Source organism: Variovorax sp. KK3, from assembly GCF_001984055.1.
GTDB lineage: Bacteria > Pseudomonadota > Gammaproteobacteria > Burkholderiales > Burkholderiaceae_C > Variovorax.
In genome coordinates, this window is record NZ_LYVO01000026.1 from 21,407 (window position 1) to 45,050 (window position 23,644).

A 23,644-nucleotide genomic window follows, 5' to 3' on the forward strand; every position below is an offset into this window, starting at 1 on the left:
CACCCGCCCTCCACGAGGACGGAACTTCGACAGGTCGTCAATACGAGACACAACACCTCCGGCCTGTCGGGCAGCTCACGCTGCCGAGCAAGACCTTCGTCTGGAACCCGCTCGGGTTCGGTCGAAGCGTTTGCGTGTCTCGGGGCCCCCGTGGGTCCTCATTCAGCCGCTTGGCCCGAGTCGTCGGGGATGAAGCACTACGAACAGAGGACGCTATGGAACAGTTCATGACCCCAGAATTCTGGGTTGCCGTCGGTCAGATCATCATGATCGACATCCTTCTCGGTGGCGACAACGCCGTCGTCATCGCCTTGGCCTGCCGCAAGCTGCCCCCCGCGCAGCGCACCAAAGGCATCCTGTGGGGCACCGCCGGCGCCATCCTGCTGCGCGTGATCCTCATCTTCTTCGCGCTCACCCTGCTTGCCATCCCCTTCCTGAAACTCGCCGGCGCCCTGCTGCTGGTGTGGATCGGCGTGAAGCTGCTGGCGCCCGAGCATGACGACGCGCACGGCAACATCGCCGCCAGCGACAAGCTGTGGGCCGCCGTCAAGACCGTGATCATTGCCGACCTCGTGATGAGCGTGGACAACGTCATCGCCATCGCGGGTGCCGCTCAAGGCGCCGGCGAAGGCCACCAGATGCCGCTGGTCGTGTTCGGCCTGCTGGTGAGCATTCCGATCATCGTCTGGGGCAGCCAGCTGGTCATCAAGCTCATGGACCGCTTCCCGATCATCATCACGCTGGGCGGCATGCTGCTGGGCTGGATCGCCGGCACGATGGCTGTGACCGACCCCGCCATCGCCAACACCGCCGCCTGGACCTGGGTGCCGAAGCTGCCGCAGACCGACACCGTGCGTTACATTGCCGGCATCGGCGGCGCGCTGCTGGTGTTCGCGATCGGCAAGTGGGTGCTGATGCGCCGGCCGAAGCCGCAAGACACCGCCGCGGCCTGATCTCGACACGTAGCCTCTGACACTCCAACGACGCAAGAAGGAGCGCCCATGGAAAAGATCATTCTCTATGTCGACGATGCGACCTATGCGCGCGAGCTGCTGTCGCGGCTCACGCCCGAAGCGGTCGGCGTCGGTGCCCGCCACTGGGTGCTGGTGGCGTGCGCCCCGCGCATGACGCATCGCATCAGCAAGTGGGTCAGCCACAGTGCGCGCGAGAACTGGCGCAACAAGTGGTTCGCCAAGACGCAAGACATGCTGATGCCGCTGCTGGAACTCGAGGAAAGCCGGGTCACACCCGTGCTGGCCAAGGGTCCGCTCACCGAGCTGACCCAGCGGCTGAAGATGGAGCACGGGTCGGGTCGCGTGATCGATGCGCGCCGGCCCAAGATCGGCGTCGAACTCGAACCGGTGGCGCCGGACGTGCAGCCGCCGGCCCAGGCCGGCTGGGCGCTGCCTGGCGCGATGCTGGGCATGGGCGCCTTGCTCGTGCTGGCGAACGAGCTGTCGGAATAAGGCACCCTGCCGCCTCCCGACGCATGCGTCTGCTCATCAAGTGGCTGCTCAGCGCGCTCGCGCTGCTCGCAGTCACCTACATCTACAGCGGCGTTCAGGTTCCGAACTTCACCTCGGCCCTGATCGCCGCTGCCGTGATCGGCCTGCTCAACATGGTGGTGCGTCCGGTGCTGGTGATCCTCACCTTGCCGGTCACCATCGTCACGCTGGGCCTCTTCCTGTTCATCATCAACGCCCTGCTGTTCTGGGCCGCCTCGGGGCTGCTCTCGGGCTTTCACGTGAACGGCTTCGTCGCGGCGCTGATCGGCTCGCTGATCTATTCTCTGCTCGGGCTCGTCATCGAGGCGGCACTGGGCGGCCTCTTCTCCAAGCGCCGCTGAGGCGCTTTTTCATTTGAGCGGCGGCTCCGCCGCCTGCTCCTTGACCAGCACCTCGATGGCACGCGCCCGCGTGTCGATGATCGAGGCCTCGTAGTGGTCGATGGGCCCCTCTCCCTTTCGCATGAACTCCTGCGCCGCCTTGAAGCGGTCGCGCGCGCCCGGATAGTCCAGCACCGCCACGTTGGCTTCGGCATCGGCGCGGATGGCACGCAAGGTGTCGTTCTGTGCGTTGTACAGGTTGCTCAGCGCGCGCCAGGCGCCGGCGTCGCGCGGATGCGTCGCCACCCAGTCGCGCAGCGGCGGCACCATGGGGCCCGGCTGACGGGCGGCAGCGGCCGCCTGGGCCGCCAGCATCATCTCGTCCCGGTGCTTGGCCTTGGGGTCGAGCAAGGCCAGGGCCTTGGGCGCGTCGCCGGCCACGAGTTCGATCTCGGCCGACAGCAGGCGTGCCAGGCGCGCGCCCGACGGATCTTCTGCGACGCGTGTGCCCAGCCGCTGTGCGAGCGCCCGGGCCGACTTGTAGTCGCGCAATTCGTTGGCCGCCAATGCGGCCGCATAGAGGGTGCCGGCCTGCTGGGCCGGCGTGCTGCGCGCGAATTCGCCGCTGCCCGCCGCGTCGACGTACTGCCGCAGCACGTCCACGCCGGGGCGTACCAGCACCCGGGCCCGCGCCGCGATCTGGGCATGGTCCATGGCCAGGGGCATGGCGGCGCTGCTGCCAGGCCGGAACTGAAAGCGGCCCTGCATGTCGGAAATGCGCTCGCTGTTGAGCGGATGGCTGCGTAGGTAGGGATAGGAGCCGTTGTCGTTGAGGCGCGCGGCGTACTGCAGCTTCTCGAACATCGCCGCCGCACCCTGCGGCGCAAATCCCGCCTGCGTCATCACGCCGAAACCGACGCGATCGGCTTCGCGCTCCATGTCCCGCGAGAACCCGAGCTGGCTCTGCATGAACGCGGCCTGGCTGCCCATCAGCACCGCTTGTCCGGCGTCTCCACTGCGGCTCTTGCCGGCGGCGATCATGCCCAGGATCATGCCGGCCAGCAGCAGCGGCATCTGCCGGCTCTGCTTGGCCATGATGCGAGAGATGTGCCGCTGCGTGACGTGCGAGAGCTCGTGCCCGAGCACCGTGGCGAGTTCGTCGCGGCTGCCGGTGACTGCGATCAAGCCGAGGTGCAGGCCCAGGTAGCCGCCCGGCAGCGCGAAGGCATTGATGCTGCGGTCACGCCCCAGCATGACGACCCAGGCGAAGCGCTCGTCCAGTTCGGGCGTCAGGTCCCCACGCAGTCGCGCCGCGGCCATCAGGCGCTGCCAGATGTCCTGCACGTACTCGCCGAGCACCGGGTCATCGATGTAGTCGGGGTCGCGATAGAGTTCCCGCGCGATCTGATCGCCGAGGCGGCGCTCGGCGCTGGCAGTCATCTCGCCGCCATCGCCCATGCCCGGCAGAAGCTGGGCCTGCGCGAGTGGTGGCATGGCCAGCTGGCAGGCGATCAGCAGGCACGCACAGAGCGTGCGCAGCAGCGGCCTGCTTCGGCGGGTCGTGTCAGGGGAAGTGGTCCGGCGCGGCATGACGGATGGCGGCAAAGGGGCCTCGTATGATGCGTCAGTCTGCGGAACGTTCAAGCATGAGTTCTTCTTCACTTACCCATTTCGATGCCCAGGGCCAGGCTCACATGGTCGACGTGGCCGGCAAACCGGCGACGCGGCGCGTCGCGGTGGCCACCGGGTGTATCGAGATGCAAGCCGCGACGCTGGCGATCATCGAATCGGGCGGCGCGAAAAAGGGCGATGTGCTGGGCGTGGCGCGCATCGCGGGCATTCAGGCCGCCAAGAAGACCAGCGACCTGATCCCCCTGTGTCATCCGCTGGCCCTGACGCGCGTGGCAGTGGACTTCGCGATGGCCGAAGGCGGCACACCGCAGGTGGCCTGCACAGCCACCGTCGAGACGGTCGGGCCGACCGGCGTGGAGATGGAAGCCCTCACCGCCGTGCAGGTGGCACTGCTGACCATCTACGACATGTGCAAGGCAGTGGACCGCGGGATGACGATCACGGGTGTGCATGTGGTCGAGAAGCACGGCGGGAAGTCGGGGAGCTATATCGCCGGGCAGCCCCAGTCCGCGGGCTGAGCCTCGTTCATTCATCTTCTCGTCCACCGATTCATTCGGACGGATCGTCGATCGGCAGGTCATTGCGCCAGCGCTCGTATTCGCGCGGATAGGCGATGCTGAAGCGCTGGATGTGGGCCGAGGCCTCGTCGCGCAGGCCCAGCAGGATCGCGCTGTCAATGAGCTTGGCGACGACGCGCGCTTCGGGGGAGAAATGGAGCAACTGCACGGCCAGCGCGTGAACCTGCGTTGCATGACCCTCATCCACCGGCGAGAGCGCCAGTTCGGCAAAGCGCACCTGGTTCGCGAACAGCCATGAGCCCGCGACCTTGTTCAGCGTGTCGTCCTGCAATGCCGGCAGGCGCTCGTCGCGGGGAAGATAGATCTGGCTGATGCGGGCGTAGTCCCAGGCGGCGTAAACGGAGCCGATGAGCAGCACTGCCGCACCCAGCACCGGTGCTGCTTTCGACGGAAGGCGTGGCGGTGCGACAGACGCCGCAGCAGGCCACAGGAAGCCGATGCAAAGCCCGAACACCAGCTGGAACGGCCCGTACCACAGCGGATATTCGAGCAGGCTGTGGATCAAGATCATCGTCAGCAGCCCCCAGACCATGAGCCGTGCCGGATCGGCTTCGCGCCACGGACGCGCCGCGATCGCCAGCCATCCGAACCCGCTGCAGATCAAGAGGGCTGCGGGCACGCCCAGCTCCACGCTCAAATGCAACGGCAGGTTGTGGGCGTTGTCGAGCAGTTCGGTGAAGCGAATGCCTTCGTACAGCGTGCTGTAGTGGGCGAAGGCGAGTTCACCCCAGCCCCAACCCGTCCAGGGACGCAGCGCGATCAGATCGAGCACGTTGTGCCAAAGGATCATTCGACTGTGCGCGAGCGGGGCGCCTTCGCGAAGGCGCTGGCCCATGGTTTCGACGCCGCCGCCCGCGAGCAGCGGCAAGAGCCACGTGGCGAAGAAGTAGACGGGAATCGAGGCCAGCAACAGCAACGGAGGAGGAAGCCGGAAGCGCCCCGGCCCGCGCCGTTCGCGCCATGCGAGCCAGGACGACACGCCGGCGATCGACAGCAGTTGCAGCAATCCCGTTCTGGAGGTCGACGCAGCGAGACCGAACAGCAGCAGGCAAACCGCGATCGTCCATGCGACACGACGCCAGCCCAAGGTCCAATCCGGCTGAAGCCAAAGCGCCGCGACCAGCGCCATGCTGAGCAAGGTGGCCAGTTGGTTGCGCTGTCGAAGGCTTCCGTACGCCTGACCAGGCTCGGGGGCATTCATCCAAGGCAACAAGGTCTCCGCCAGGCCGAAGTACTGAAGCAGCCCCAGCAACGCGCTGAGCAGCCCGGCGGCCAGCAAACCCCAGGCAACGACCGCCGGCAGTGGTTGGTTTGGCTGCGTGCCGCCCGCCCCGATACACGCCATCGCCATCACTGCGGCCATCGTCGTCGCAACGACCGCTGCGAGCGACAGGTTGGGCACGCAACGAATCAACACCAAGCTGCCCGTCAACGCCAACCAGCCCGCGAGCGGGGGCGAGGGCCGGGCCGCAGATACACCCAGCGCCAGAAGCAGGAACGCCATGCAGATCCACGTGGCCAGCTGCTGCCAGGCGTTGGCCGAGGGACCAGCGGCCATGGGAAACAGGAAGGGCAGCGCGACGAGGGCTGCGCACATCGGCAACCGGACGGCTTGCTGCGCACTCGTGCGGGCGCAAACCGCAGCGGTCGTCATCGATAGCATTGTGCAACTGAGAAAAAGTACACGAAAGGTCTAACGCAAGTCGACAGAAGGAACATGGATGCAGACAAACGGTTGAATCTAAATCTCAATCGCCGCTGACAATTTGTCACGTTCCATTCTTGACTCGAAGGGTCGCTCACGTGACTAGCCTCTACCGATCACATCTGCGGCGCGCGGCCGGCTTCACACTCATCGAAGTGATGATCGTGGTCGCGATCATCGGCATCCTGGCGGCGGTGGGGATTCCTGCCTATTCGGACTACGTGCGCCGCGGGCAGGTCGTGGAAGGCACGAATGCGCTCGCAGCCATGCGCACGGAGATGGAGCGGTTCTATCAGGACAACCGGACTTACGTGAACGCGACGCCCTGCACTGCGTCGCTCGCGAACCGTACGGTCGGCAAGTTCGTGCTCAGCTGCAATCCGAACCCGACTGCCACCGAATACACCTTGCTCGCAACGGGCAGTGCGCCCCTGACCGGCCTGGTCTACACCGTCAACAACACCAACGTACGCGCCACCACCGGTGTGCCCACCAATTCGGGTTGGGTTACGTGCGCCTCGACCTGGATCATGAAGAAGGGCCAGACATGCTCATGAGGGCGCGAGGCTTCACCCTGGTCGAACTGCTGGTCACCATCGTCATCATGGCCATTCTGTTGACGCTGGCGATGCCGTCGATGTCCGGGTGGGTGCGCAACAGCCGGCTCCGGGCAGCGAGCGATTCGCTGCAGGACGGGCTTCGCACTGCGCAGGCGGAGGCGCTCCGCCGAAGCCGCCAAGTCGTTTTCTCGCTGACGGACGACAAGCCGACCACGGCCACCTACACGGCCAAGAACAACGGCAAGAACTGGGTGATCAAGACCATCCCGCTGACCGGTTCGGGCGAGACTGCCACGCTGATCGAAGTCGGCGTGATCGCCGAGCTGAGCTCAGACATTCAAATCGCCGGGCCCGCGAACGTGTGCTTCAGCTCGATCGGGCGCATGGTCGCGAATTCAGACCCAGGCACGAACTTCGGAGAGTGCGAATTGCCCACTACCACGCCCCCGGTCCGGCCGTTCAACATCAGCTACGCGACGCCCTCCGCCGGTATCGACCGCCCGCTGCGCGTGACCTTGGCCCTCGGCGGACAAGTCCGGCTGTGCGACCCCGCCAAGACCTTGAGTTCCTCTGCGCCAGACGGCTGCCCTTGACCATGCCACGCCTACGCAAACCACATCCGAAGGCACGCAGCGCGCGCGGGATCGCCCTCATCGAGGTGCTCGTGTCGATCCTCATTTTCTCGCTGGGCCTGCTGGGGCTGATCGGCCTGCAGGCACGCGCCGTGTCGTTCTCCTCCGACGCGGAAGACCGCAATCGGGCCGCCATGCTCGCCAACGAGCTTTCCACCTCCATGTGGCTGGGCAACTCGGTCAACGTCGATGCGACGACGCTCACGAACTGGCAGACGCGCGTCAACAGCCCATCCGCGGGCGGCCTGCCCAACGGCTCCGGCACCGTCACGGTCACGGCCGGCGTCGCCGAGATCCTCATCACATGGCGCCCGCCTTCGCGCGAGTCGGGCGACAGCCGCTTCGTCACACGGATGGTGCTGCCATGAACTTTCCGCGTCGTCTGTCTCTTCGCCGCCTGCATCAGCGTGGCATGACGCTCATCGAGTTGATGGTGGCCATCACCATCGGCCTGCTGGTCACGTTGGCCGTCACCAGCGCGGTGATCTTCAGCGAATCGCAAAAGCGCACCACCACGTCGGTCAACGACATGGGGCAGTCGGGCGCCTATGCGGCTTATGTGATGGACCGCGCGGTTCGCAGCGCAGGCTCCGGGTTCACGCAATCGTGGGACTTGGGCATCTTCGGATGCAAACTCAGCGTGGCACGCGGCGGCGCTGCGATTCTCCCGCGCACCACCGCTTTTCCTGCACCGTTCGCCAGCTTCCTCGGCGGCGCGACCGGCGCCGCGGATTTGCGCATTTCGCCGATCCTGATCGGTGAAGCACAGGGGCTGGACGGGTTGTCCGACGTGATCGCGGTGATGGGCGGCAATGGTGCCGCAGGTGCAGTGCCGCGGGCCATCCGTTCCAGCGGCGCCACCGCCAACATTTTGCGTCTGGACAACACCATTTCCCTCGCCGCGAACGACCTCGCGCTCGTCAGCCAGGTCGGTACGACGGATTGCCTTTTCGAGCAGGTCAACACCGGTTTCTCGGACAGCGCCAACAACGAAACCCTGCCCCTGGGAAGCACGTACTACAACGCGGCCAGCGGCGCCCTGCAGACTATGGCGGCCGGGGGCACGTCCTACCTCACGCCACTCGGCAATGCGACGACCAACGACGTGCTGTTCCAGCTCTACGGCGTGGGTGCCAACCAGACACTGTTCAGCTTCGACCTGTTGCGCGGCAACGGAACCGACGCGGCGCAGGCCATGGTGGAAGGCGTCGTCTTCATGAAAGCGCTCTATGGTGTCGTGAACACCAGCACGGGCGCGTTTGACAGTTGGGTCAAGCCAAGCGGCAGCTACGCCATTAACACCGTCATGACGACCCCGTTGACGGCTCGCAGCATCGCGGCCGTTCGCGTCGCGCTCGTGCTTCGCACCAATCTTGCAGAGAAGCCCGACGAGAACTTGAAAAAGGTCGCCCCTGCTGCCTTCACACTTTTCAGTGGCGTGACGACAAAGGCCGGCGTCTCTTTGAGCACCGACTACAACCTGAGCGCGGACCAGCAGAACTACCGCCACCGCGTGGTCGAGTTCACCGTGCCCCTGCGCAACATCCTTCTGCTGCCTACGACATGAGCAAGCCTCACCGTCCCCCATCTGTCCGGCAGGGCCAGCAAGGTGTCGTCCTTCTGCTGTGCCTGATCATCCTCGTCGTGCTTCTTGCTGGCGGCGTTGCCGTCATGCGATCGATGAACGCATCGCTGGTCAGCGCCGGCAACCTGGCATTCAAGCGCGACCTAGTCAACCGCGGAGAGCTCGCGGCGGCCGATGTGATGACCCTGTTCAAGACCGGCACGCTGGCCGGCGCCTCGGCGGACATCAACAACGTGAAGGCGGAGAACTACAGCGCGACGCGCCTCGACACCAACGACCGTGGCATTCCGGTCGCGCTGCTGACCACCACGGCCTACGAGGCCATCGCAGACAAGAAGATCGAGAACACCACCGACAAAGTCACGGTGCGATACATCATCGACCGGATGTGCAACGCGGTCGGAGCGCCCTCGACGCTGGGCCCCAAGGGCTGCGTCTACGCCCCGCTGACGACGCAGGTGACCGGCGGCAGCAGCCAGCGCGCGAAAGACGACCTCCCTCCGCCCTCCACCCTCATCTACCGCCTCACCATCCGCGTCGATGGCCCCCGCGACACGCAGGTCTTCCTGCAGTCCTCGTTCACCAAACCCGACCTCTGACACAGCGAGCGCCTCATGAAAACGCCAACACTGCTGCGCTTCGGTATCGTCGCCGCGTTGCTCGGAATGGGGCTCGGCCTGCAGGGCGAAGCCGAAGCCTTGACCAATCTGGCCGACCAACCGGTCTTCGCGACCTCGAACGTGCCAGGCAACCTGGCACTGGCGCTGTCGGTGGAATGGCCGACTGCGTCGAGAACGGCGCATACCGCGACGTACAGCAGCGCCAGCACGTACCTCGGGTACTTCGATCCCAACAAGTGCTACACCTATGTCGCGAACACCGGCGTGAATCCGGCGGTGCCCGTGACCCTTCCATTGACAACGGGCAAAGGTGATCTGGGCCAGTTCAATCCGACGGGGGTGGCCGTCAGTCGTCGATGCACCGGCACCACGCTGAACGGAATGTGGAGCGGCAACTTCCTCAACTGGGCAGCCACCGCGACGATCGACCCGTTCCGTTGGGCCATGACCGGCGGTCGCCGCGTCATCGACACGGCGACGGACACCGTGCTCGAAAAAGGATGGCATTCCGGCCAGGGCCTGTTTCCCGATCGCACCGTTCCCGCCAGCGAGATCGCGGGTGCCACGCCCTTCCTCAATGCCACCGGCTTGACGGTCTCGATCAACGGCCGCGGCTTCGCGATGCAGACGACCACGACGGGCAGCGGGCTCAAGGGCGAGTACTTCAACAACATGACCCTGTCGGGCTCGCCCGTGTTGACGATCCCGAGCGACTCCGCATTCAACGACTGGGGCACCGGCAGCCCGGGCACGGGCGTCAACGCCGACCGCTTCTCGGCGCGCTACTCTGGCACCTTCGTGGCGCCCACCACGGGCCTGTACACCTTCAAGGTGAGGGCGGACGATGGCGTTCGCCTGTCGGTCAACGGCACTCTCTTGATCAATCAGTTTCGCGACCAGTCGCCGACGGACTACACGGCGACCGTCTACCTGACGGCGAACCAGTCCTTCGACCTCCTGGTCGAGTACTACGAAAACAGCGGCGGCGCCGTTCTCCAGTTGTCCTGGGCCAAACCGCTGGGCCTGTACGAGGTCTTCACCGACAGCGTCGGCAGCCCGACCAACACCTACACCATGCGCAACAAGGTGTGCGATCCCAGCGCGCCCGGCGGCGTGGAGAGCAACTGCAAGCAGTACGGCTCGAACTGGAAGCCCGAAGGCCTGATGCAGCAGTACGCGAGCCGCATGCGCTTCAGCGCCTTCGGCTACCTGAACGAGTCCGGCAACGGCCGGGACGGCGGCGTCATGCGCGCGCGCCAGAAGTTCGTCGGCCCGACGCAGCCGGTGCCCGGCCTTCCGGATATCACGAACACCGAAGGCGAATGGAGCTCGACCACCGGCGTCTACGTGCGCAACCCGAATGCCACCGATGCCACGGCGACATCGGGCAGCGGCGTCACGATCAGCGACAGCGGCGTGATCAACTACCTGAACAAATTCGGCCAGTTGCTTCCCGGCAACTACAAGGACAACGACCCGGTCGGCGAGCTCTACTATGCGGCGCTGCGCTATTACCGCAACCTCGGCAACGTGCCGGAGTGGAGTTCCCTGAGCAACACCACCGCAACGCGCGCAAAGCAACTCGACGGCTTCCCGGTCATCACTAACTGGGACGACCCGATTCAGTATTCGTGCCAGCGCAACTTCGTCCTCGGCATCGGCGACATCTACACCCACGCCGACAAGAACGTGCCGGGCAACACCAACACGGCCAACGAGCCCACGTTGCCGTCGGCGGTGGCCAACGACACCACGGTCAATGCCGTCACCGCCACCAACAAGGTCGGGCAGTTGCAGGGCATGGGCAACGACCTGGGAACGCGGACCAACGTCTCGAGCAACTGCTGCAGCGACAACTCCGCACGCATGGCGGGCCTGGCCTACGACGCCAATACCAAGGACATCCGCCCCGACGTGGCCGCGCAGGCCAACACCATCGGCAAGCAGACCGTGCAGACCTACTGGGTCGACGTGCTGGAGCAAGACTTCCAGTCCAACAACCAGTTCTACCTGGCCGCCAAGTTCGGCGGCATGAAGGTCCCCAGCGATTTCGATCCCTACACCTTCTCGGGCACCATTCCGATGACCTGGTGGTCCACCAACGGCGAGACGCTGACGGACACGCGGCCGAGCCCGAACGTCGTGCAGGATCGGCCCGACAACTACTTCACCGCCGGCCGGCCCGACACGATGGTGGATGGCCTGACGCGCGCCTTCGCGAGCATCGCCAACGCGATCAAGGCCTTCACGACGTCGTTCTCTGTGTCGACCGCTCAGGTGGCGTCTACGGGTTCGGCCTCCTATGCCTCGCAATACGACTCCAATGGTTGGACCGGTGTGCTTACGGGCAACCGGATCAGCTTCGCCACCGATGGCACGCCGACGTCGACGCAGGTGTGGAGCACGGCCACGACCCTGGAAACGCAACTGGCCGGCACCGGTTGGGATACCAACCGGCGCGTCGTGACCTGGACCGGGAGCGCAGCTGTGCCCTTCCGCGCCGCTGATTTGCCCGCTCCGATGCGAAATCCTGCAGGCCCGTTGAACACGCCATGGGACACGTCCTCGGACGCCGAGGCCTTCGTCAACTACCTGCGTGGCGACCGGAGCAACGAGAAGAGCTCGACCAACAGCACTCGCCCCTATCGCCAGCGCCTGGCGCTGCTGGGTGACATCGTGAATTCCAAGGTGACCCCGGTCGCTGCCCCGTCGATGCGTTTCTCGGAAGCGATCAATCCCGGCTACGCGAGCTTCAAGACGACCTGGACCAACCGGCCGACCATGGTTTACGTCGGCGCGAACGACGGGATGATGCACGCCTTCAACGGCGCGCTGACTGGGACGACGGCCGGTACCGAGCAGTTTGCTTACGTGCCCAGCGCTGTGATCTCCGGTCCCAGTTCTCCCGCAACGCCCGCGCTGAATGGCTTGGCGCAGCTCGGCAACCCCAACTACGAGCACCGCTACTACGTCGACGCGACGCCGCTCGCCTTCGACATCGACTTCAACAATGCCGGCGGCACCTTCACCAGCACCAGCGCGGCCACCTCCGACTGGCGCACGGTGGTGATCGGCGGCCTGGGCAAGGGCGGCAAAAGCTTCTACGCCATCGACGTGACGAACCCGGCCGGCATGACCACCGAGGCGATCGTCAAGACCAAGGTGCTGTGGGAGTTCACGGACAACACGATGGGCTTCAGCTTCGGCGCGCCGCTCGTCGTGAAAACCGCGAAGTACGGTTGGGTCGTCGTCTTCACGTCGGGGTACAACAACAGCGATGGGTACGGCTACGTGTACTTCGTCAACCCGCGCAACGGCCAGTTGCTCGAGAAGGTGCGGACCGGGGTCGCTTCGGACGGTCTGGCCCAGGCAACGGCCTACATCCGCGACTTCACCGACGGCACAGCAGACGCGGTCTACGCCGGCGACCTGAACGGGCAACTCTGGCGCTTCGACGTGACGGCGGCGCGCGGCAGCAGTGGCTCCTATCCGGTGCCGCTGCGCCTGGCCACCGTGGCGGACGGAAGCGGCAACGCCCAGCCCATCACGCAGCAACCGCTGGTCGAGATCGATCCGGTCAGCCGCAAGCGCTATGTGATGTTCGGCACCGGCAAGCTGCTCGACACGGTCGACATCAGTTCGTCCGCGGGCCAGTCCTTCTACGCCATCATCGACGGCACCGCGACGGCGTTCGGTACGTCGACAGGCCTGCCGGCGGGCGTTTCCTACCCCGTGGTTCGCGGCAACATGACGGCGTTGAGCGACACGACCCTCATCAGCGGCACGGCGAACGACTTCACCAACAAGGTCGGCTGGTATCTGGACCTCGGCACCACATCGAGCATCGCCTGGCGCTCGGTGGCCAATGCGACCTCGTTCAACGGGATCGTGTCGTTCGCTTCGCTGCTGACCACGGGCAACGCCTGCAGTCCATCAGGGCAGAGCCGGATCTATGCGGTGAACTTCGGGACCGGCAAGTCGGTGCTGACGCCCATCGGGACCGTTAGCTACGTCTCCAACTCGGCTGCGATCACCGATCTGAAGTTCCTTAGCGTCGATGGCCGGGTCCGTCTGGTTGCAGGTGACGTTCAAGGCGCGCTCAGGAACATCGGCGTTCAGACGGGCGGCGGGACGACGGTGAGGCTGTTGAACTGGCGGGAAGTCCCGACGGTGGATTGAGCTGAGGGGCCCGCGCATTCGGCTGGCAGCCATAATCGCGCGAGGCTGATATTTGCCTCGATGCGGGGGCAGTTCTTTGTTTCCACAGCGTTCCTTCGATGTCCCGGATGCAACCTGTCAATGTCTTCGTCTTCCCTTGCGGCTCCGAGGTTGGATTGGAGATTCATCGGGCGCTTTCTCAATCCAAGCACGTTGTGCTCTTCGGGGGCAGCAGTGCCACGGATTGCGGTGAACTGATATTCGAGCGCTTTGTCGGGAATCTGCCTTTTGCCGGCAGCGACGGTTTGCTGCCGGCACTGCAGTCCGTGATCGAGGCGTGGAAGATCGACTTCATCTTCCCCGCGCACGATACCGTCGTCGAGGAATTCGCACGATGGCAAGAAAGCGGTCTGCTGGGAGCGACGCAGGTCGTGGGCTCTTCTGCAGCAGCGAGCACTTTGGCGCGCTCGAAGGCCGCCACATACACGCGCCTGCATGGAGTGATCGAGACACCCCGGGTGTACGAATCGGTCGACGAGATCGATCACTATCCGGTATTCCTGAAGCCAGACATAGGACAAGGTGCGAAGGGCACGTTCACGGCTTACACGAGAGAAGCTGTGATGTTCTATCGAGGCCTGGACCCCAGCTTGCTCATCCTCGAGCATTTGCCGGGTCGAGAGTTCACCGTCGATTGCTTCAGCGATTCACAAGGAGCGTTGCTGTTTGCAAATGGGCGAGAACGAGCGCGCATCCTGAACGGTATCAGCGCTGCGACCAAGGCTAACGGCGACCCTCGCTTTTCGGAGTTGGCACGCCGCATTCACGCAGAAGTCGGCTTTCGGGGGGGGTGGTTCTTCCAAGTCAAGGAGCGCCGAGACGGCACGCTTGTTCTGATGGAGATCGCCGCCAGGATTGCTGGCGCGTCGTGCTTCCAACGCATACGTGGCGTGAACCTGGCACTGCTCTCTTTGTTCGACAGACTAGGGATGCATGTGGATCTCTTGGAGAACGCTGCTCCCGTGCAAATGGACCGTTGCCTCCAGAATCGATTTCGCTTGGAGTTCGAATACGACATCGTGTATGTCGACCTTGATGACACGGTGCTGTTGAGCGGACGCCCCAACTTTCGTCTGCTTGCCTCGCTGTATGCGCTCAAAGATCAAGGCAAGGAACTCGTGCTCCTGACGCGTCATCGTGCGCGTCATGGCCGCGCACCATCGGACTCGTTGGATGGTGCAGCCGTCCATCCTGCGCTTTTCGACCGGATCATCGACGTTGCGGAGGACGAATCGAAGTCGGCCAAGATCGCAACCCGGCGGGCGATTTTCATCGACGACTCTTTCCGAGAGCGGAGAGACGTCGCGATACGATGCCGGGTTCCCGTCTTCGATTTGTCGGAAGCGATCGAGATATTTGGGTGACAGCTGCGATGCCGATCAGTAGCGCGCGTGATACACGACCGGGACCCGCTGGGGAATGAAACGTCGACGAATCGCGTTGACCGAGACTGCCCAGGCCAGCCCGGCGACTCTCATCGCCGTCAACACGCCGAGTAGGATCGGTCGAACATTGGCAGCACGGCAACAGCGCATGAACTGCTCGAATTCAAGGTGCGGCGCCTTCCCTTGTAAGCCGAAAAGCAATCGATACGCTACGTAGTTCGCGGCAGCTCGCCGCTGCGATCGCGGCGATGCGAGAGGAATAGCCGCGAACAGCGCCTCGCGATAAAGCGTTCGCACGCTCTCGCCATCGGTCTTTTGCACGGACTGTTGAAGGTTCGCACGATAACCGGCCAGCGGCTGGTCGATGAAGCCGATGTCTCCTTCCTTGCATAGGCTGAGTAGGAGGGTGAAGTCGATGTAAGGCGTTGGCGTACTGAGCACAGCATGTGCGACGCTCGCCCTGTAGAGCAACGAGCTGTGATTGATGAAGTTTCCTCCCTCGACCAGATAGTCGATTCCGAATCGGGAGACTTCGGCGTTGGTGAACACGCCGACCTCGCGTCCCACGGCGTTGACCACAATGGCGTTCGTACAGACGGCGATGCAAGACCGGTTCTCCTGCAAGAAGCCCATCTGTGCCGCCAGCTTGCCGGGAAGCCAGAAATCGTCCCCATCAAGATGCGCCACGAACTCGCCGCGGGCCATTTCGATCACCGAAAGATGGTTTCTGGCGCCGCCGATGTTCGTTTTATGCCTGAGCACTTCCAGATCAGGGTGACGAGACTTCAAGGCAGCCAGCCTTTCCGGCGTTTCGTCGGTAGAGCAGTCGTCTCCGACGATGACTTGCAGGACATAGTCGCCGACGCCGCGTTGCGCGTAGACGCTGTCGACGCACTGCTCAATGAATTGCGCTTGGTTGAAGGTGACGATGCAGACGGAAATGCACGACCTGTGCGCATTGCTTTGGGCATCGACATCTGCACTTTTCATGTGGCAATCCTAGCGTCCCGCCCATCCGCTTGCGGAGGGGGCCCGCATCGATGTAGCGAGTTTGCCGCCGACGTCACGAAGCCCGAGCAATCGCTTACGCTTGCGCCTCTACAGCGGGGTCCGTCGGCGAGCCCACGCGATTGCAGGACAAGGTGTTTGGAACGATGGCGCGAAGCCCCGAAACTCCGTTCGACAATGAAGATTGCACTTTACAGACCATGACAGTTGCCGTATTAATGTCGACGTTCAACGGCGAGCGGTACGTCGTTGAGCAAATTCAATCCATTCTCCAGCAGCTTCCTGCCGATGGATCATTGATCATAAGAGATGATGGCTCCACTGATGGAACTATTTCCGAAATTCGGAAATTTTGCGACGCAAGAATTCAATTAATTCAAGGAGATAATCTGGGATTTGCGGCGAGCTTTATGCATCTCTTAACAAAAATCCCGCCGAGTTCCACGATCATTCTTTTTTCTGACCAAGACGACATATGGATGCCTGAGAAAATAGAAACAAGCCGCCTTCGCATTGATGAAAAAGGACCCACGCCAACGCTCTATTGCTCTGCACTCACGTTGGTTACAGAATATCTCAAGCCTTTTGGCCGCTCCCCGCCGTGGCCCCGTCAACCGACTTTCGACAATGCTTTGGTAGAAAACATAGCGACGGGTTGCACCATCGCTCTCAATCGCGCAGCGGTATCGCTTATCTTGCGAACCGCGCGCCCGGAGATGATCAGATACCATGATTGGTGGTGTTATTTGATCGTCTCAGCATTCGGCGAAGTTCTGTACGATCCGCAACCTCGGATTCAATATCGGCAGCACCGCCAAAATGCATTGGGCATGTCATCGGGCGGAGGCAGATACGTGAGGATAATGCAGGCCATTAAGCGTCAGAGCTGGTTGGCGATCATGCAAATCCACATACGCGAATTCGCATCCGACTTTGGAGGCGACATCACGCCCTCGCAACGAAAGTCGCTAGAATACATGAGTATTCGCGGAGTACGCGACGCCATTCGGGTCATTTTTTCCATAACGCGCAGAAGGCAGTTCTTGAAAGACGAGTTATTGTTCAGATTGCTGGTACTTTTTGAAATGGTAGTTCGCCGGGACGTACCTTTTGATTCGGCAAAAATGAACTCGTGACAGGCGCGTCATGCCCGTCATCCGTCAAGACGGAGCGGCAGCTGCGCCACACCACTTATTCGGCGCTCTTCTGAAAAATCATGAACGGTTCGGCCGGATTGACGCCGTACCGCTTCGGATCGATTTCCGGAAGAAGCGCCTGATGCGTGCTGATGCAATCGTCGAGGCCTTGCGACGTGAATATGGCGGCGATGTCTCGGCCAAACAGCCGTACATGGTCTTCCTGACCATACGCATGCAGCCTCGCGAATGCGCCTTCAATACCCGAGTCTTCAAACGTCCGAGCGAGCGACGACGCGAAAGGCGTCTGCAAAATCGCGAACCCCTCATGCGAGAGCACCCGCGTGATCTCCTTCAATGCCGATAAAACATCATCGACGTGTTCAAGCACATGGTTGGCGATCACGATGTCAAAACTTCGGTCGGCCGCGGCAATCCCGGTGATATCGAGTTCGACCACACCGGCTCGGACTGGAAACTTGTCGGCCTGCACGTAGTGCGATGGTTTCTGTGCTGCGATCAGCGTTGAAATGTGCTTCTCGGGCGCGAAATGAAGGATTCTTGAACCAGCGATGCGTGGCGTGATCCCCGCCGCATTCATGTACAGAACCAAATGGCGGTCCCGATCGCTGGCGCCGCAATGTGGGCACTCGAAATGATCGACATCGCTGCCGACGACGCCCAGGGCACGCGAAAGTGGCGGCAAGAACATGCTTCCGCCGCGATAGGGCACGAAACGCAACACGCCCCGCTCGCAGATACAGCAATACTTCCTTGGAGGGATCGGCAGGAGATTTAAGGCGAGGAACGGCACGCGCCAAAGCCTGACTGTCAGTTCAGTAAGTTTGGAGTTCACGCTGAATTGAATGGTCAACTCGAGATTCGCCACCGCCGGAGATAGCGCGACGCGAGCACACAGCCAGCAATTCCTTGCAGCAGGGCCCAAATCGCAGCAAGCTCGGCAAGTCGAAAATGCAGCGATGATGTGGCGTCCGAAAACACGGACTTCAGGACCCAGGCCATCAACCCCAGTGGAACGGCGAAGCGGGCAATGCTTCGAATCCAAGGCAGCGGTCCTCCTTCGAGATGCTTGCGGTGGACGACCTGCGGCCAGACGAGGAAGAACAAGGAGGCACTACCGCACCATAAGGTGATCGCACCCACTGCCCCAAGATTGAGCGAACCCATGGTCAGGCATGCGGCCATGCAAACCGCAAGCGACAGCGAGCCGAGGATGTGAGCGCGAAGTTCACCGGCTGCGTTGAGCAGTCCGTAGGGCATCGACGAAAGGGCCAAGAACGAGGCGCCCAAGGCGTATAGCGGAACCAGAGGAACTGCCTCGATGCCCGCATGATCAAGCGCATGGGCAAACCAAACCTGCAACAGATCTGCGGGGAAGGCGATGCACAGCGCGGCGGTTGGAAGCAGGAGACAACACGTGATCTCGGTCGTCGCCAAATAGAGTCGCGTCTGCTCACACCGCGAACTGGAACGGTGGAGCCTGATCAGCGCGGGATACGAGACTTGGAGCAACGGAAGTGCCAGTGCCAACAAGCCCGCCGGGATCGTTGCAGCGATCGCGACTGCTCCGTAGTCACGCAACGGGAGCAGTTGTGAAAGGATCAGCTTGTCCAACTGCGTAATCGAGATCCAAATTGCTGACGCAGCGGCAATCTGCGCTGCCATGGGCCACAGTCTCAGCAGCACATCGACCGACTTCTTCGGCCTGTTGCCCAAACTGAAGCTCAGGCCCCGGCGACATAGAAATGCAAGCGACAGTATCTCCGTCAGTGATACGAGGACTTGACAAAAAAGCCACGTTGAAATGCCACCGCCCACATATCCGAGGACGACAAGCGCGGCAGCCAGGCGTGCAGTCACACCACACGAGTTGACCGCGGCCAGTGCAAGGAACTGTTCCGCGCCAGCCAGCGCCGCCCGATAGAGCTCGCTTGCCCATCGAAGAGTCAGTGCCAGAACGGCTGCGAGCACAGCGAGACCGATAGCGCTTCCATCGACAGCGAGCCCCTCCGTCCGCTGACCTGCAATCCAGATGCAGATCACGAGCATGGCCAACCCGACCATCAACATGCCCAGCAACATGGGGCGCTGCATAGCGTTCAACAGCGCGCCGATTTCGTTGGACCGATGCTCGCGGCGGGCGATTGCGATTTCGCGCGACAACGCGAGCGGGAAGCCGAAGTCCGCGATCTGAATCCAGCCTTGCGCGACGAAGAACATCATCATCAATGCGAACTGCTCTGAGCCCAACTGCGCGAGATAGCTGGGCAGCAGTATCACCAGCAGGCCCGCGGCATAGAGCTGCGATCCGTAGGCCAGATACTTGTCCCTTGAAGCGCTCATCCACATCCGGCAGAACGCCTCATCAATGGACGCCGTGGGCTTTCCATCACGCAGCAGGTTTCGACGACGGCAAGCACGTCGATGCGGCAGGCGCGCCCCACGTCACACGCGCCCACCCTTGACCGCGGCGATGACACGATCCTGATCGGAGATGGAAAGCTCCGGATAAAGCGGAAGACACAGCACCTGATCGGCCTTGCGGGTGGCAACCGGAAGGTTCGCGCTTCCGGAGGAAGGGAGCCCTCGGTACATCGGGAAGGCCGTGATCAACGGATAGAAATACCTTCTGGCGAAGATATTGAAGCGCTTCAGGTGCTCATAGAGTTCATCTCGTCCGCACCAGAAGTCGCGTTCGACCAACACCGGGAAATATGCGTAGTTCGATTCGATCGCCGGGTCGTTCTCCAGCAACTTGAGTCCAGCAACGGCTGAGAGCTGCTCCTGGTAGCGCAACGAAACGCGCTGGCGCGCCGAAATGGCATCGCCGATGCCAGCGAGTTGCAAGACGCCGATGGCGGATTGCAGTTCGTTCATCTTTCCATTGATGCCTGGAGCGACGACCGTGACCTCGTCCACGAAGCCGAAGTTCTTCAGATGATCGATGCGTTCCTTGGACCTGCGATCAGGACAGATGATCGCACCGCCCTCGAAGGTGTTCATCACCTTGGTCGCATGAAAGCTCACGATGGAAAGGTCGCCGTGTCGCAGTAGCGATCCGCCCGAGTCTTGCACGCCGAACGCATGAGCGGCGTCGTAGATCAACTTGAGGCCGTAGGTGTCGGCAATCTTCTGAATTGCTTCGACGTTGCATGGCCTGCCATAGCAATGGACGGCAAGTATCGCGGTCGTTTGGGGAGTGATCGCTGCCTCGATCTTTGCAGGATCGATGTTGAGCGACTCCTCGTCGATGTCGACGAAGATGGGGCGTATCCCATTCCAAAGCAGCGAATGCGCGGTTGCGACAAACGAGTAGGGAGTCGTGATGACTTCCCCCGTGATGCGCAGCGCTTGAAGCGCCGTGACCAAGGCAATCGTCGCATTGGCGAAGAGGGAGACATGCTGCACCCCGAGATGGGTGGCAAGCGCTGCCTCGAAACGCTGGTGGTACTTGCCTCCGTTCGTCAGCACGCGGCTCGACCAGATGTCTTCGAGCATCGGCCGCAAGTCCTCGAGCAGCGGCAACTGCGGCCGCGTGACGTACAACGGTTCCATGTCGGATGGAATGTTCGTCATAGGCCGCGTGACCACGGGGCACCTGATCTGCCTTGGACGTTCCCACACCAGGCTTGACTGTCCGGCAGCAATACGCCGGCTTTTGCGAGCTGAACAGGATTCAGTGCCCGATAGTAGAGATACGAGACGTCGCCGTTGACCTCGGCATAAAGCTTCATGTCGGTACCTGGGTAGTTCACGATGGTCATATCCTGAAGCACCGTCGCCTGGCTGCGGCCAGAGGGGAAGAACCTGGGGCAGGCACGCTCGATTTGCGCAACCAGCGAGGCGATCATTTCGGGCATCTGAGGCGCGGGTCGTATGGCGGAGGCATCATATTTCATGTCGCACAGCCAAAAGCCGACAGGCCCGAGCTCGACGACATCGTTTCCACGCGTCAACCGAATCGGTACGCGCGGCCGCATCGATGCGGACGGGAGCATCCGGCAATCCGAAAAGCGCGAGATGCTCAAGCCTTCGCCCTGGAGCCGAAGATTGAACGCCGCCACAAGTTCGTCATCGGAGCCGGATCGAGCTTCTGCCGATTCAGCGGGAGTGACAAGAACCAAGTGCCGAGATGTGCCCAGAAGGCCGCGCACTGCGGCATCGTCCGAAGGCCGGCGCTTGCCCTGCAGCGCATCGAGATTGATCCAGCGGGCGTTGTGGCTGAACTGGGGCGCAATGATCGAGTAAGTCGGACTTGTCAGCGTGACGTAGGTTGCCGGTTCGACCTTCCCTCGTTCGTCAACTGCGACCTGAAATCCCGTTGGGGATATCCAAGCAGTTTGCGACCATGCGTCCCATGGCGACGTTTGCCAGACCGCCCAACACTGGACGGCCAACATCAGCCCGCCGAGCGTGATCCGCATGCTTCTTGAAAGCGTCGATCTGTAAAGCCATCCGATGAGTAGCGGCCCTGCAAGCAACAGCCCCGGTATGAAGTAGCGCCCATTACCGGAAGTCCAGAGCCATATCACGAAGACGGCAACTCCGTATACGGTCAACGGCACGATCGCGGCCTCTCGGATGGCCCGTCGCCCGGGGCGACTGAGAAGGACCAACAACACGGCGCACGCCACGAACACGAACCTCAGATCGGGCGCCATGATTTCGACATAGATACCGCCGTTCGGCGCTGCCATCGCGAGAGGTCGAAGGATCGCCTCAGCCCACTCGTCAGGAACGAAGCGGATCACGGCGCCGCTCCGCCCAAGAAGGAATCGAAGTGAGGAAAGACCGGATTTCCGAACCGGTGCGCCAACTCCAAGCCCCACGGGGCATACGCGAGACCAAACCCGGCGATCATCGCGACATAAGCAGTCAAAGCAGCTGTCAATCGCCTTCCATCCACTTTGATCAAGAACAGAAGAGGAACAGAAACCGCAATAGGACCATTGCTCAGCTTGAACGCCACGGATGCTCCGCAAAGTAGGCCCACGGCCATGCAAAGAACCAAGCTCCGCCGCGGTTTTTTGTCTTCCAGGAGGTTGGTCGACACAAGTGCGATAGCCCAGATCAACGGGATGGCGGACACCAAATCGTTCGCCGTCGTGTTGAACATCGAAAGCACGACGCTCGAAGCAAACGCCATTCCCATAGCAATCGCGCGCATGCCCGTTCCGAACCATGACCGGTCTGGAATGCAGACTCTGGCGAGTACCCACACGGCAGGCACGCAGATGCATTGAAGCGCAGCCAAGGCAATTCCGGCCTCCATCGCAGAGGCCCCGGATGAATAGAGCTTGTACGCGGGCCAGTAGAGATAAGGGAACTGAAAAGACTGAGTTGCCGCCGGCCAAATGTCGAGGTCGAAGCGAGCACGGTCTGCGACCCAACCGAGATAAATGTGGTGGTTGATGGCGTCCCAGCTCAAACCGAGCCCTCCGCCCGCGACCGGTACCAGCATCAAAAGCACCGCGAAGATTGCGCTGAGCACGAGCGCCTCGGCCTTCATCGATCGCATAAGACTTCCTTCAACCTGAGGCGCCGCCGGTGCGCCCCATGGATTTCAACCAGAAATTCAGCGCCGCACCGAAGAGCGTGGCTGCAGTCGCCTGCGCGCCGAGGATCATCAAGGTCGCAGCTGGAATTGCTGCATGCATCACCTCGGCAGGATCCAGCACGCCGAAGCGTCGATCCTGCCAGTCGAACACCAAGCTCAAGCTCCAAGCAACACCGGCAACGAACAATGCGCCACCGACCGCCAGTCCGCGTTCCAGCGAAACGTGTGGACGAATTGCGGCGAGCCACGGCGGCTCCCTTGCCACACCCGATAGGACGGCCATCCAACGTGTGATCAGCGCAAGCTGAACCAACTGCCAGCCAACGATCAATGAAGCCGCCGAATACAACAGCGAATGAACACCGAAGCCAATGGCATCGAATCTCATCCCATCGGCGCGCAACAGCAAAAGGCCTGCTAAGCCGAACAGCGCGAGCAGTGAGCCGGGGTAGAGAAAAAGCCAGCGAGGGCAAAACAACAGCAGGAATCGCAGATGGCGCCACCCGTCTCGCCAACTGCGAAGATGAGGTGGGCGGCCCCGGCCATCCGGGTACAAGCTCGTCGGCACTTCGGTGATTCTGTAGCCCTTCAATGTGGCTTTGACGATCATCTCGCTCGCATACTCCATCCCAGGCGAATTCAACTGAAGATCGAGCAAGCTCGCACGATCAAAACCGCGAAGGCCGCAGTGAAAATCTCGGATATCGGATCGGAAGAAGAGACGCCCGAGGCCGGACAAGACCGGGTTGCCAAGATACCGGTGCAACGGTGGCATCGCTCCAGGTTGGATGCCGCCCTCGAAGCGATTCCCAACGACCAGTTGGTTGCCTGCTCGCAAGGCACGCACGAAGGGGTCGAGGCTGGAGAAGTCGTAGCTTTGATCGCAGTCGCCCATGATCACGTACTGCCCCGTCGCGCACTGAATGCCTTCCCGCAACGCTGCGCCGTAGCCCTTCTCGCCTGCGTGAACTACGCGAGCGCCAGCGGCAAGCGCAATGGCTTGAGAACCATCTGAGGAGCCATTGTCGGAAACAACAACCTCACCGCGTATCCCGCTCCGCTCAAGGAACTTCCTCGCCTGATCAATGCAATGCCGAACGGTAGCAGCCTCATTTAAGCAGGGCATCAGGATCGTCAATTCCATTTCCGGCTCCATCAGCAAACGTTGCTCACTGTCCCAAG

21 protein-coding genes are annotated in these 23,644 nt (G+C 62.2%); 12 read left to right on the forward strand and 9 right to left on the reverse strand.

From position 1 onward, the window contains the following. Positions 1 to 215 precede the first annotated feature (215 nt). From B0W80_RS14590 to B0W80_RS14600, 3 genes are read left to right on the forward strand one after another with little or no spacing between them, the layout of a single operon-like run. Positions 216 to 953 (forward strand): TerC family protein, encoded by a 738-nt coding sequence (locus B0W80_RS14590; protein ID WP_076999878.1) that lies wholly within the window; start codon positions 216 to 218, stop codon positions 951 to 953. Between the two features lie 48 nt (positions 954 to 1,001). Continuing rightward, positions 1,002 to 1,466, forward strand: coding sequence for a hypothetical protein (locus B0W80_RS14595; protein ID WP_076999879.1), 465 nt, complete (start codon positions 1,002 to 1,004; stop codon positions 1,464 to 1,466). A gap of 23 nt (positions 1,467 to 1,489) precedes the next feature. Continuing rightward, positions 1,490 to 1,846, forward strand: coding sequence for a phage holin family protein (locus tag B0W80_RS14600; protein ID WP_076999880.1), 357 nt, complete (start codon positions 1,490 to 1,492; stop codon positions 1,844 to 1,846). Between the two features lie 9 nt (positions 1,847 to 1,855). On the opposite strand, the gene B0W80_RS14605 is transcribed toward B0W80_RS14600, so the two are convergent. After that, complete coding sequence (locus tag B0W80_RS14605) at positions 1,856 to 3,415, reverse strand: M48 family metalloprotease (protein ID WP_076999881.1); 1,560 nt, start codon at positions 3,413 to 3,415, stop codon at positions 1,856 to 1,858. Positions 3,416 to 3,471: 56 nt separating this feature from the next. Between B0W80_RS14605 and moaC the strand changes: the two genes are divergently transcribed. Next, positions 3,472 to 3,975 carry a cyclic pyranopterin monophosphate synthase MoaC gene (moaC, locus tag B0W80_RS14610; RefSeq protein WP_179106922.1) on the forward strand — a complete coding sequence of 168 codons (504 nt, stop codon included), beginning with the start codon at positions 3,472 to 3,474 and terminating at the stop codon, positions 3,973 to 3,975. Between the two features lie 31 nt (positions 3,976 to 4,006). Here moaC and B0W80_RS14615 read toward each other — a convergent pair whose 3' ends face one another. Continuing rightward, positions 4,007 to 5,689, reverse strand: a complete 1,683-nt coding sequence (locus B0W80_RS14615; RefSeq protein ID WP_076999882.1) for a Wzy polymerase domain-containing protein — start codon at positions 5,687 to 5,689, stop codon at positions 4,007 to 4,009. A gap of 149 nt (positions 5,690 to 5,838) precedes the next feature. Between B0W80_RS14615 and B0W80_RS14620 the strand changes: the two genes are divergently transcribed. The 7 genes from B0W80_RS14620 (at position 5,839) to B0W80_RS14650 (ending at position 14,719) form a co-directional block, all read left to right on the forward strand. Beyond that, on the forward strand, positions 5,839 to 6,297 hold the full coding sequence (locus tag B0W80_RS14620; RefSeq protein WP_076999883.1) for a type IV pilin protein: 459 nt from the start codon (positions 5,839 to 5,841) through the stop codon (positions 6,295 to 6,297). Then, positions 6,252 to 6,893, forward strand: a complete 642-nt coding sequence (locus B0W80_RS14625; RefSeq protein WP_256856580.1) for a Tfp pilus assembly protein FimT/FimU — start codon at positions 6,252 to 6,254, stop codon at positions 6,891 to 6,893. The genes B0W80_RS14620 and B0W80_RS14625 overlap by 46 nt, the downstream gene beginning before the upstream one ends. A 2-nt stretch (positions 6,894 to 6,895) precedes the next feature. Next, a complete protein-coding gene (gene pilV, locus B0W80_RS14630) occupies positions 6,896 to 7,300 on the forward strand; it encodes a type IV pilus modification protein PilV (protein ID WP_076999885.1) in 405 nt (134 codons plus the stop codon). Next, positions 7,297 to 8,499, forward strand: coding sequence for a PilW family protein (locus B0W80_RS14635; protein WP_179106923.1), 1,203 nt, complete (start codon positions 7,297 to 7,299; stop codon positions 8,497 to 8,499). Before pilV ends, B0W80_RS14635 begins: the two co-directional genes overlap by 4 nt. Continuing rightward, positions 8,496 to 9,116: a hypothetical protein gene (locus B0W80_RS14640; protein ID WP_076999887.1), complete on the forward strand. Its 621-nt coding sequence runs from the start codon at positions 8,496 to 8,498 to the stop codon at positions 9,114 to 9,116. Before B0W80_RS14635 ends, B0W80_RS14640 begins: the two co-directional genes overlap by 4 nt. A 15-nt stretch (positions 9,117 to 9,131) precedes the next feature. Next, complete coding sequence (locus B0W80_RS14645) at positions 9,132 to 13,316, forward strand: PilC/PilY family type IV pilus protein (protein WP_076999888.1); 4,185 nt, start codon at positions 9,132 to 9,134, stop codon at positions 13,314 to 13,316. A gap of 107 nt (positions 13,317 to 13,423) precedes the next feature. Further along, positions 13,424 to 14,719 carry an ATP-grasp domain-containing protein gene (locus B0W80_RS14650; RefSeq protein ID WP_076999889.1) on the forward strand — a complete coding sequence of 432 codons (1,296 nt, stop codon included), beginning with the start codon at positions 13,424 to 13,426 and terminating at the stop codon, positions 14,717 to 14,719. A gap of 15 nt (positions 14,720 to 14,734) precedes the next feature. Here the strand turns inward: B0W80_RS14650 and B0W80_RS14655 are convergent, their stop codons facing one another. Continuing rightward, positions 14,735 to 15,730 (reverse strand): glycosyltransferase, encoded by a 996-nt coding sequence (locus B0W80_RS14655; RefSeq protein ID WP_076999890.1) that lies wholly within the window; start codon positions 15,728 to 15,730, stop codon positions 14,735 to 14,737. A 140-nt stretch (positions 15,731 to 15,870) separates the two neighbouring features. On the opposite strand from B0W80_RS14655, the gene B0W80_RS14660 reads away from it, so the two are divergent. Next, a complete protein-coding gene (locus tag B0W80_RS14660) occupies positions 15,871 to 16,884 on the forward strand; it encodes a glycosyltransferase family 2 protein (RefSeq protein ID WP_083745404.1) in 1,014 nt (337 codons plus the stop codon). A gap of 55 nt (positions 16,885 to 16,939) precedes the next feature. Here B0W80_RS14660 and B0W80_RS14665 read toward each other — a convergent pair whose 3' ends face one another. From B0W80_RS14665 to B0W80_RS14690, 6 genes are all read right to left on the reverse strand, one after another. Beyond that, positions 16,940 to 17,758, reverse strand: coding sequence for a methyltransferase domain-containing protein (locus B0W80_RS14665; RefSeq protein WP_083745405.1), 819 nt, complete (start codon positions 17,756 to 17,758; stop codon positions 16,940 to 16,942). Beyond that, positions 17,755 to 19,248 (reverse strand): lipopolysaccharide biosynthesis protein, encoded by a 1,494-nt coding sequence (locus tag B0W80_RS14670; RefSeq protein ID WP_179106925.1) that lies wholly within the window; start codon positions 19,246 to 19,248, stop codon positions 17,755 to 17,757. Before B0W80_RS14670 ends, B0W80_RS14665 begins: the two co-directional genes overlap by 4 nt. Positions 19,249 to 19,350: 102 nt before the next feature. After that, positions 19,351 to 20,460, reverse strand: a complete 1,110-nt coding sequence (locus B0W80_RS14675; protein WP_083745406.1) for a DegT/DnrJ/EryC1/StrS aminotransferase family protein — start codon at positions 20,458 to 20,460, stop codon at positions 19,351 to 19,353. A gap of 17 nt (positions 20,461 to 20,477) precedes the next feature. Next, positions 20,478 to 21,656, reverse strand: coding sequence for a hypothetical protein (locus B0W80_RS14680; protein WP_076999894.1), 1,179 nt, complete (start codon positions 21,654 to 21,656; stop codon positions 20,478 to 20,480). Continuing rightward, positions 21,653 to 22,414, reverse strand: a complete 762-nt coding sequence (locus tag B0W80_RS14685; protein WP_143684628.1) for a hypothetical protein — start codon at positions 22,412 to 22,414, stop codon at positions 21,653 to 21,655. Before B0W80_RS14685 ends, B0W80_RS14680 begins: the two co-directional genes overlap by 4 nt. A 19-nt stretch (positions 22,415 to 22,433) precedes the next feature. Continuing rightward, on the reverse strand, positions 22,434 to 23,606 hold the full coding sequence (locus B0W80_RS14690; RefSeq protein ID WP_083745407.1) for a glycosyltransferase family 2 protein: 1,173 nt from the start codon (positions 23,604 to 23,606) through the stop codon (positions 22,434 to 22,436). Between the last annotated feature and the right edge of the window lie 38 nt (positions 23,607 to 23,644).

Coding starts and splice junctions, on each gene's coding strand:
- B0W80_RS14670 (WP_179106925.1), bottom strand. CDS start 19,248: ATGAGCGCTTCAAGGGACAAGTATCTGGCCTACGGATCGCAGCTCTAT.
- pilV (WP_076999885.1), top strand. CDS start 6,896: ATGCCACGCCTACGCAAACCACATCCGAAGGCACGCAGCGCGCGCGGG.
- B0W80_RS14655 (WP_076999890.1), bottom strand. CDS start 15,730: ATGAAAAGTGCAGATGTCGATGCCCAAAGCAATGCGCACAGGTCGTGC.
- B0W80_RS14685 (WP_143684628.1), bottom strand. CDS start 22,414: ATGAAGGCCGAGGCGCTCGTGCTCAGCGCAATCTTCGCGGTGCTTTTG.
- B0W80_RS14675 (WP_083745406.1), bottom strand. CDS start 20,460: ATGGAACCGTTGTACGTCACGCGGCCGCAGTTGCCGCTGCTCGAGGAC.
- B0W80_RS14635 (WP_179106923.1), top strand. CDS start 7,297: ATGAACTTTCCGCGTCGTCTGTCTCTTCGCCGCCTGCATCAGCGTGGC.
- B0W80_RS14650 (WP_076999889.1), top strand. CDS start 13,424: ATGCAACCTGTCAATGTCTTCGTCTTCCCTTGCGGCTCCGAGGTTGGA.
- moaC (WP_179106922.1), top strand. CDS start 3,472: ATGAGTTCTTCTTCACTTACCCATTTCGATGCCCAGGGCCAGGCTCAC.
- B0W80_RS14590 (WP_076999878.1), top strand. CDS start 216: ATGGAACAGTTCATGACCCCAGAATTCTGGGTTGCCGTCGGTCAGATC.
- B0W80_RS14640 (WP_076999887.1), top strand. CDS start 8,496: ATGAGCAAGCCTCACCGTCCCCCATCTGTCCGGCAGGGCCAGCAAGGT.
- B0W80_RS14600 (WP_076999880.1), top strand. CDS start 1,490: ATGCGTCTGCTCATCAAGTGGCTGCTCAGCGCGCTCGCGCTGCTCGCA.
- B0W80_RS14595 (WP_076999879.1), top strand. CDS start 1,002: ATGGAAAAGATCATTCTCTATGTCGACGATGCGACCTATGCGCGCGAG.
- B0W80_RS14645 (WP_076999888.1), top strand. CDS start 9,132: ATGAAAACGCCAACACTGCTGCGCTTCGGTATCGTCGCCGCGTTGCTC.
- B0W80_RS14605 (WP_076999881.1), bottom strand. CDS start 3,415: ATGCCGCGCCGGACCACTTCCCCTGACACGACCCGCCGAAGCAGGCCG.
- B0W80_RS14615 (WP_076999882.1), bottom strand. CDS start 5,689: ATGACGACCGCTGCGGTTTGCGCCCGCACGAGTGCGCAGCAAGCCGTC.
- B0W80_RS14690 (WP_083745407.1), bottom strand. CDS start 23,606: ATGGAATTGACGATCCTGATGCCCTGCTTAAATGAGGCTGCTACCGTT.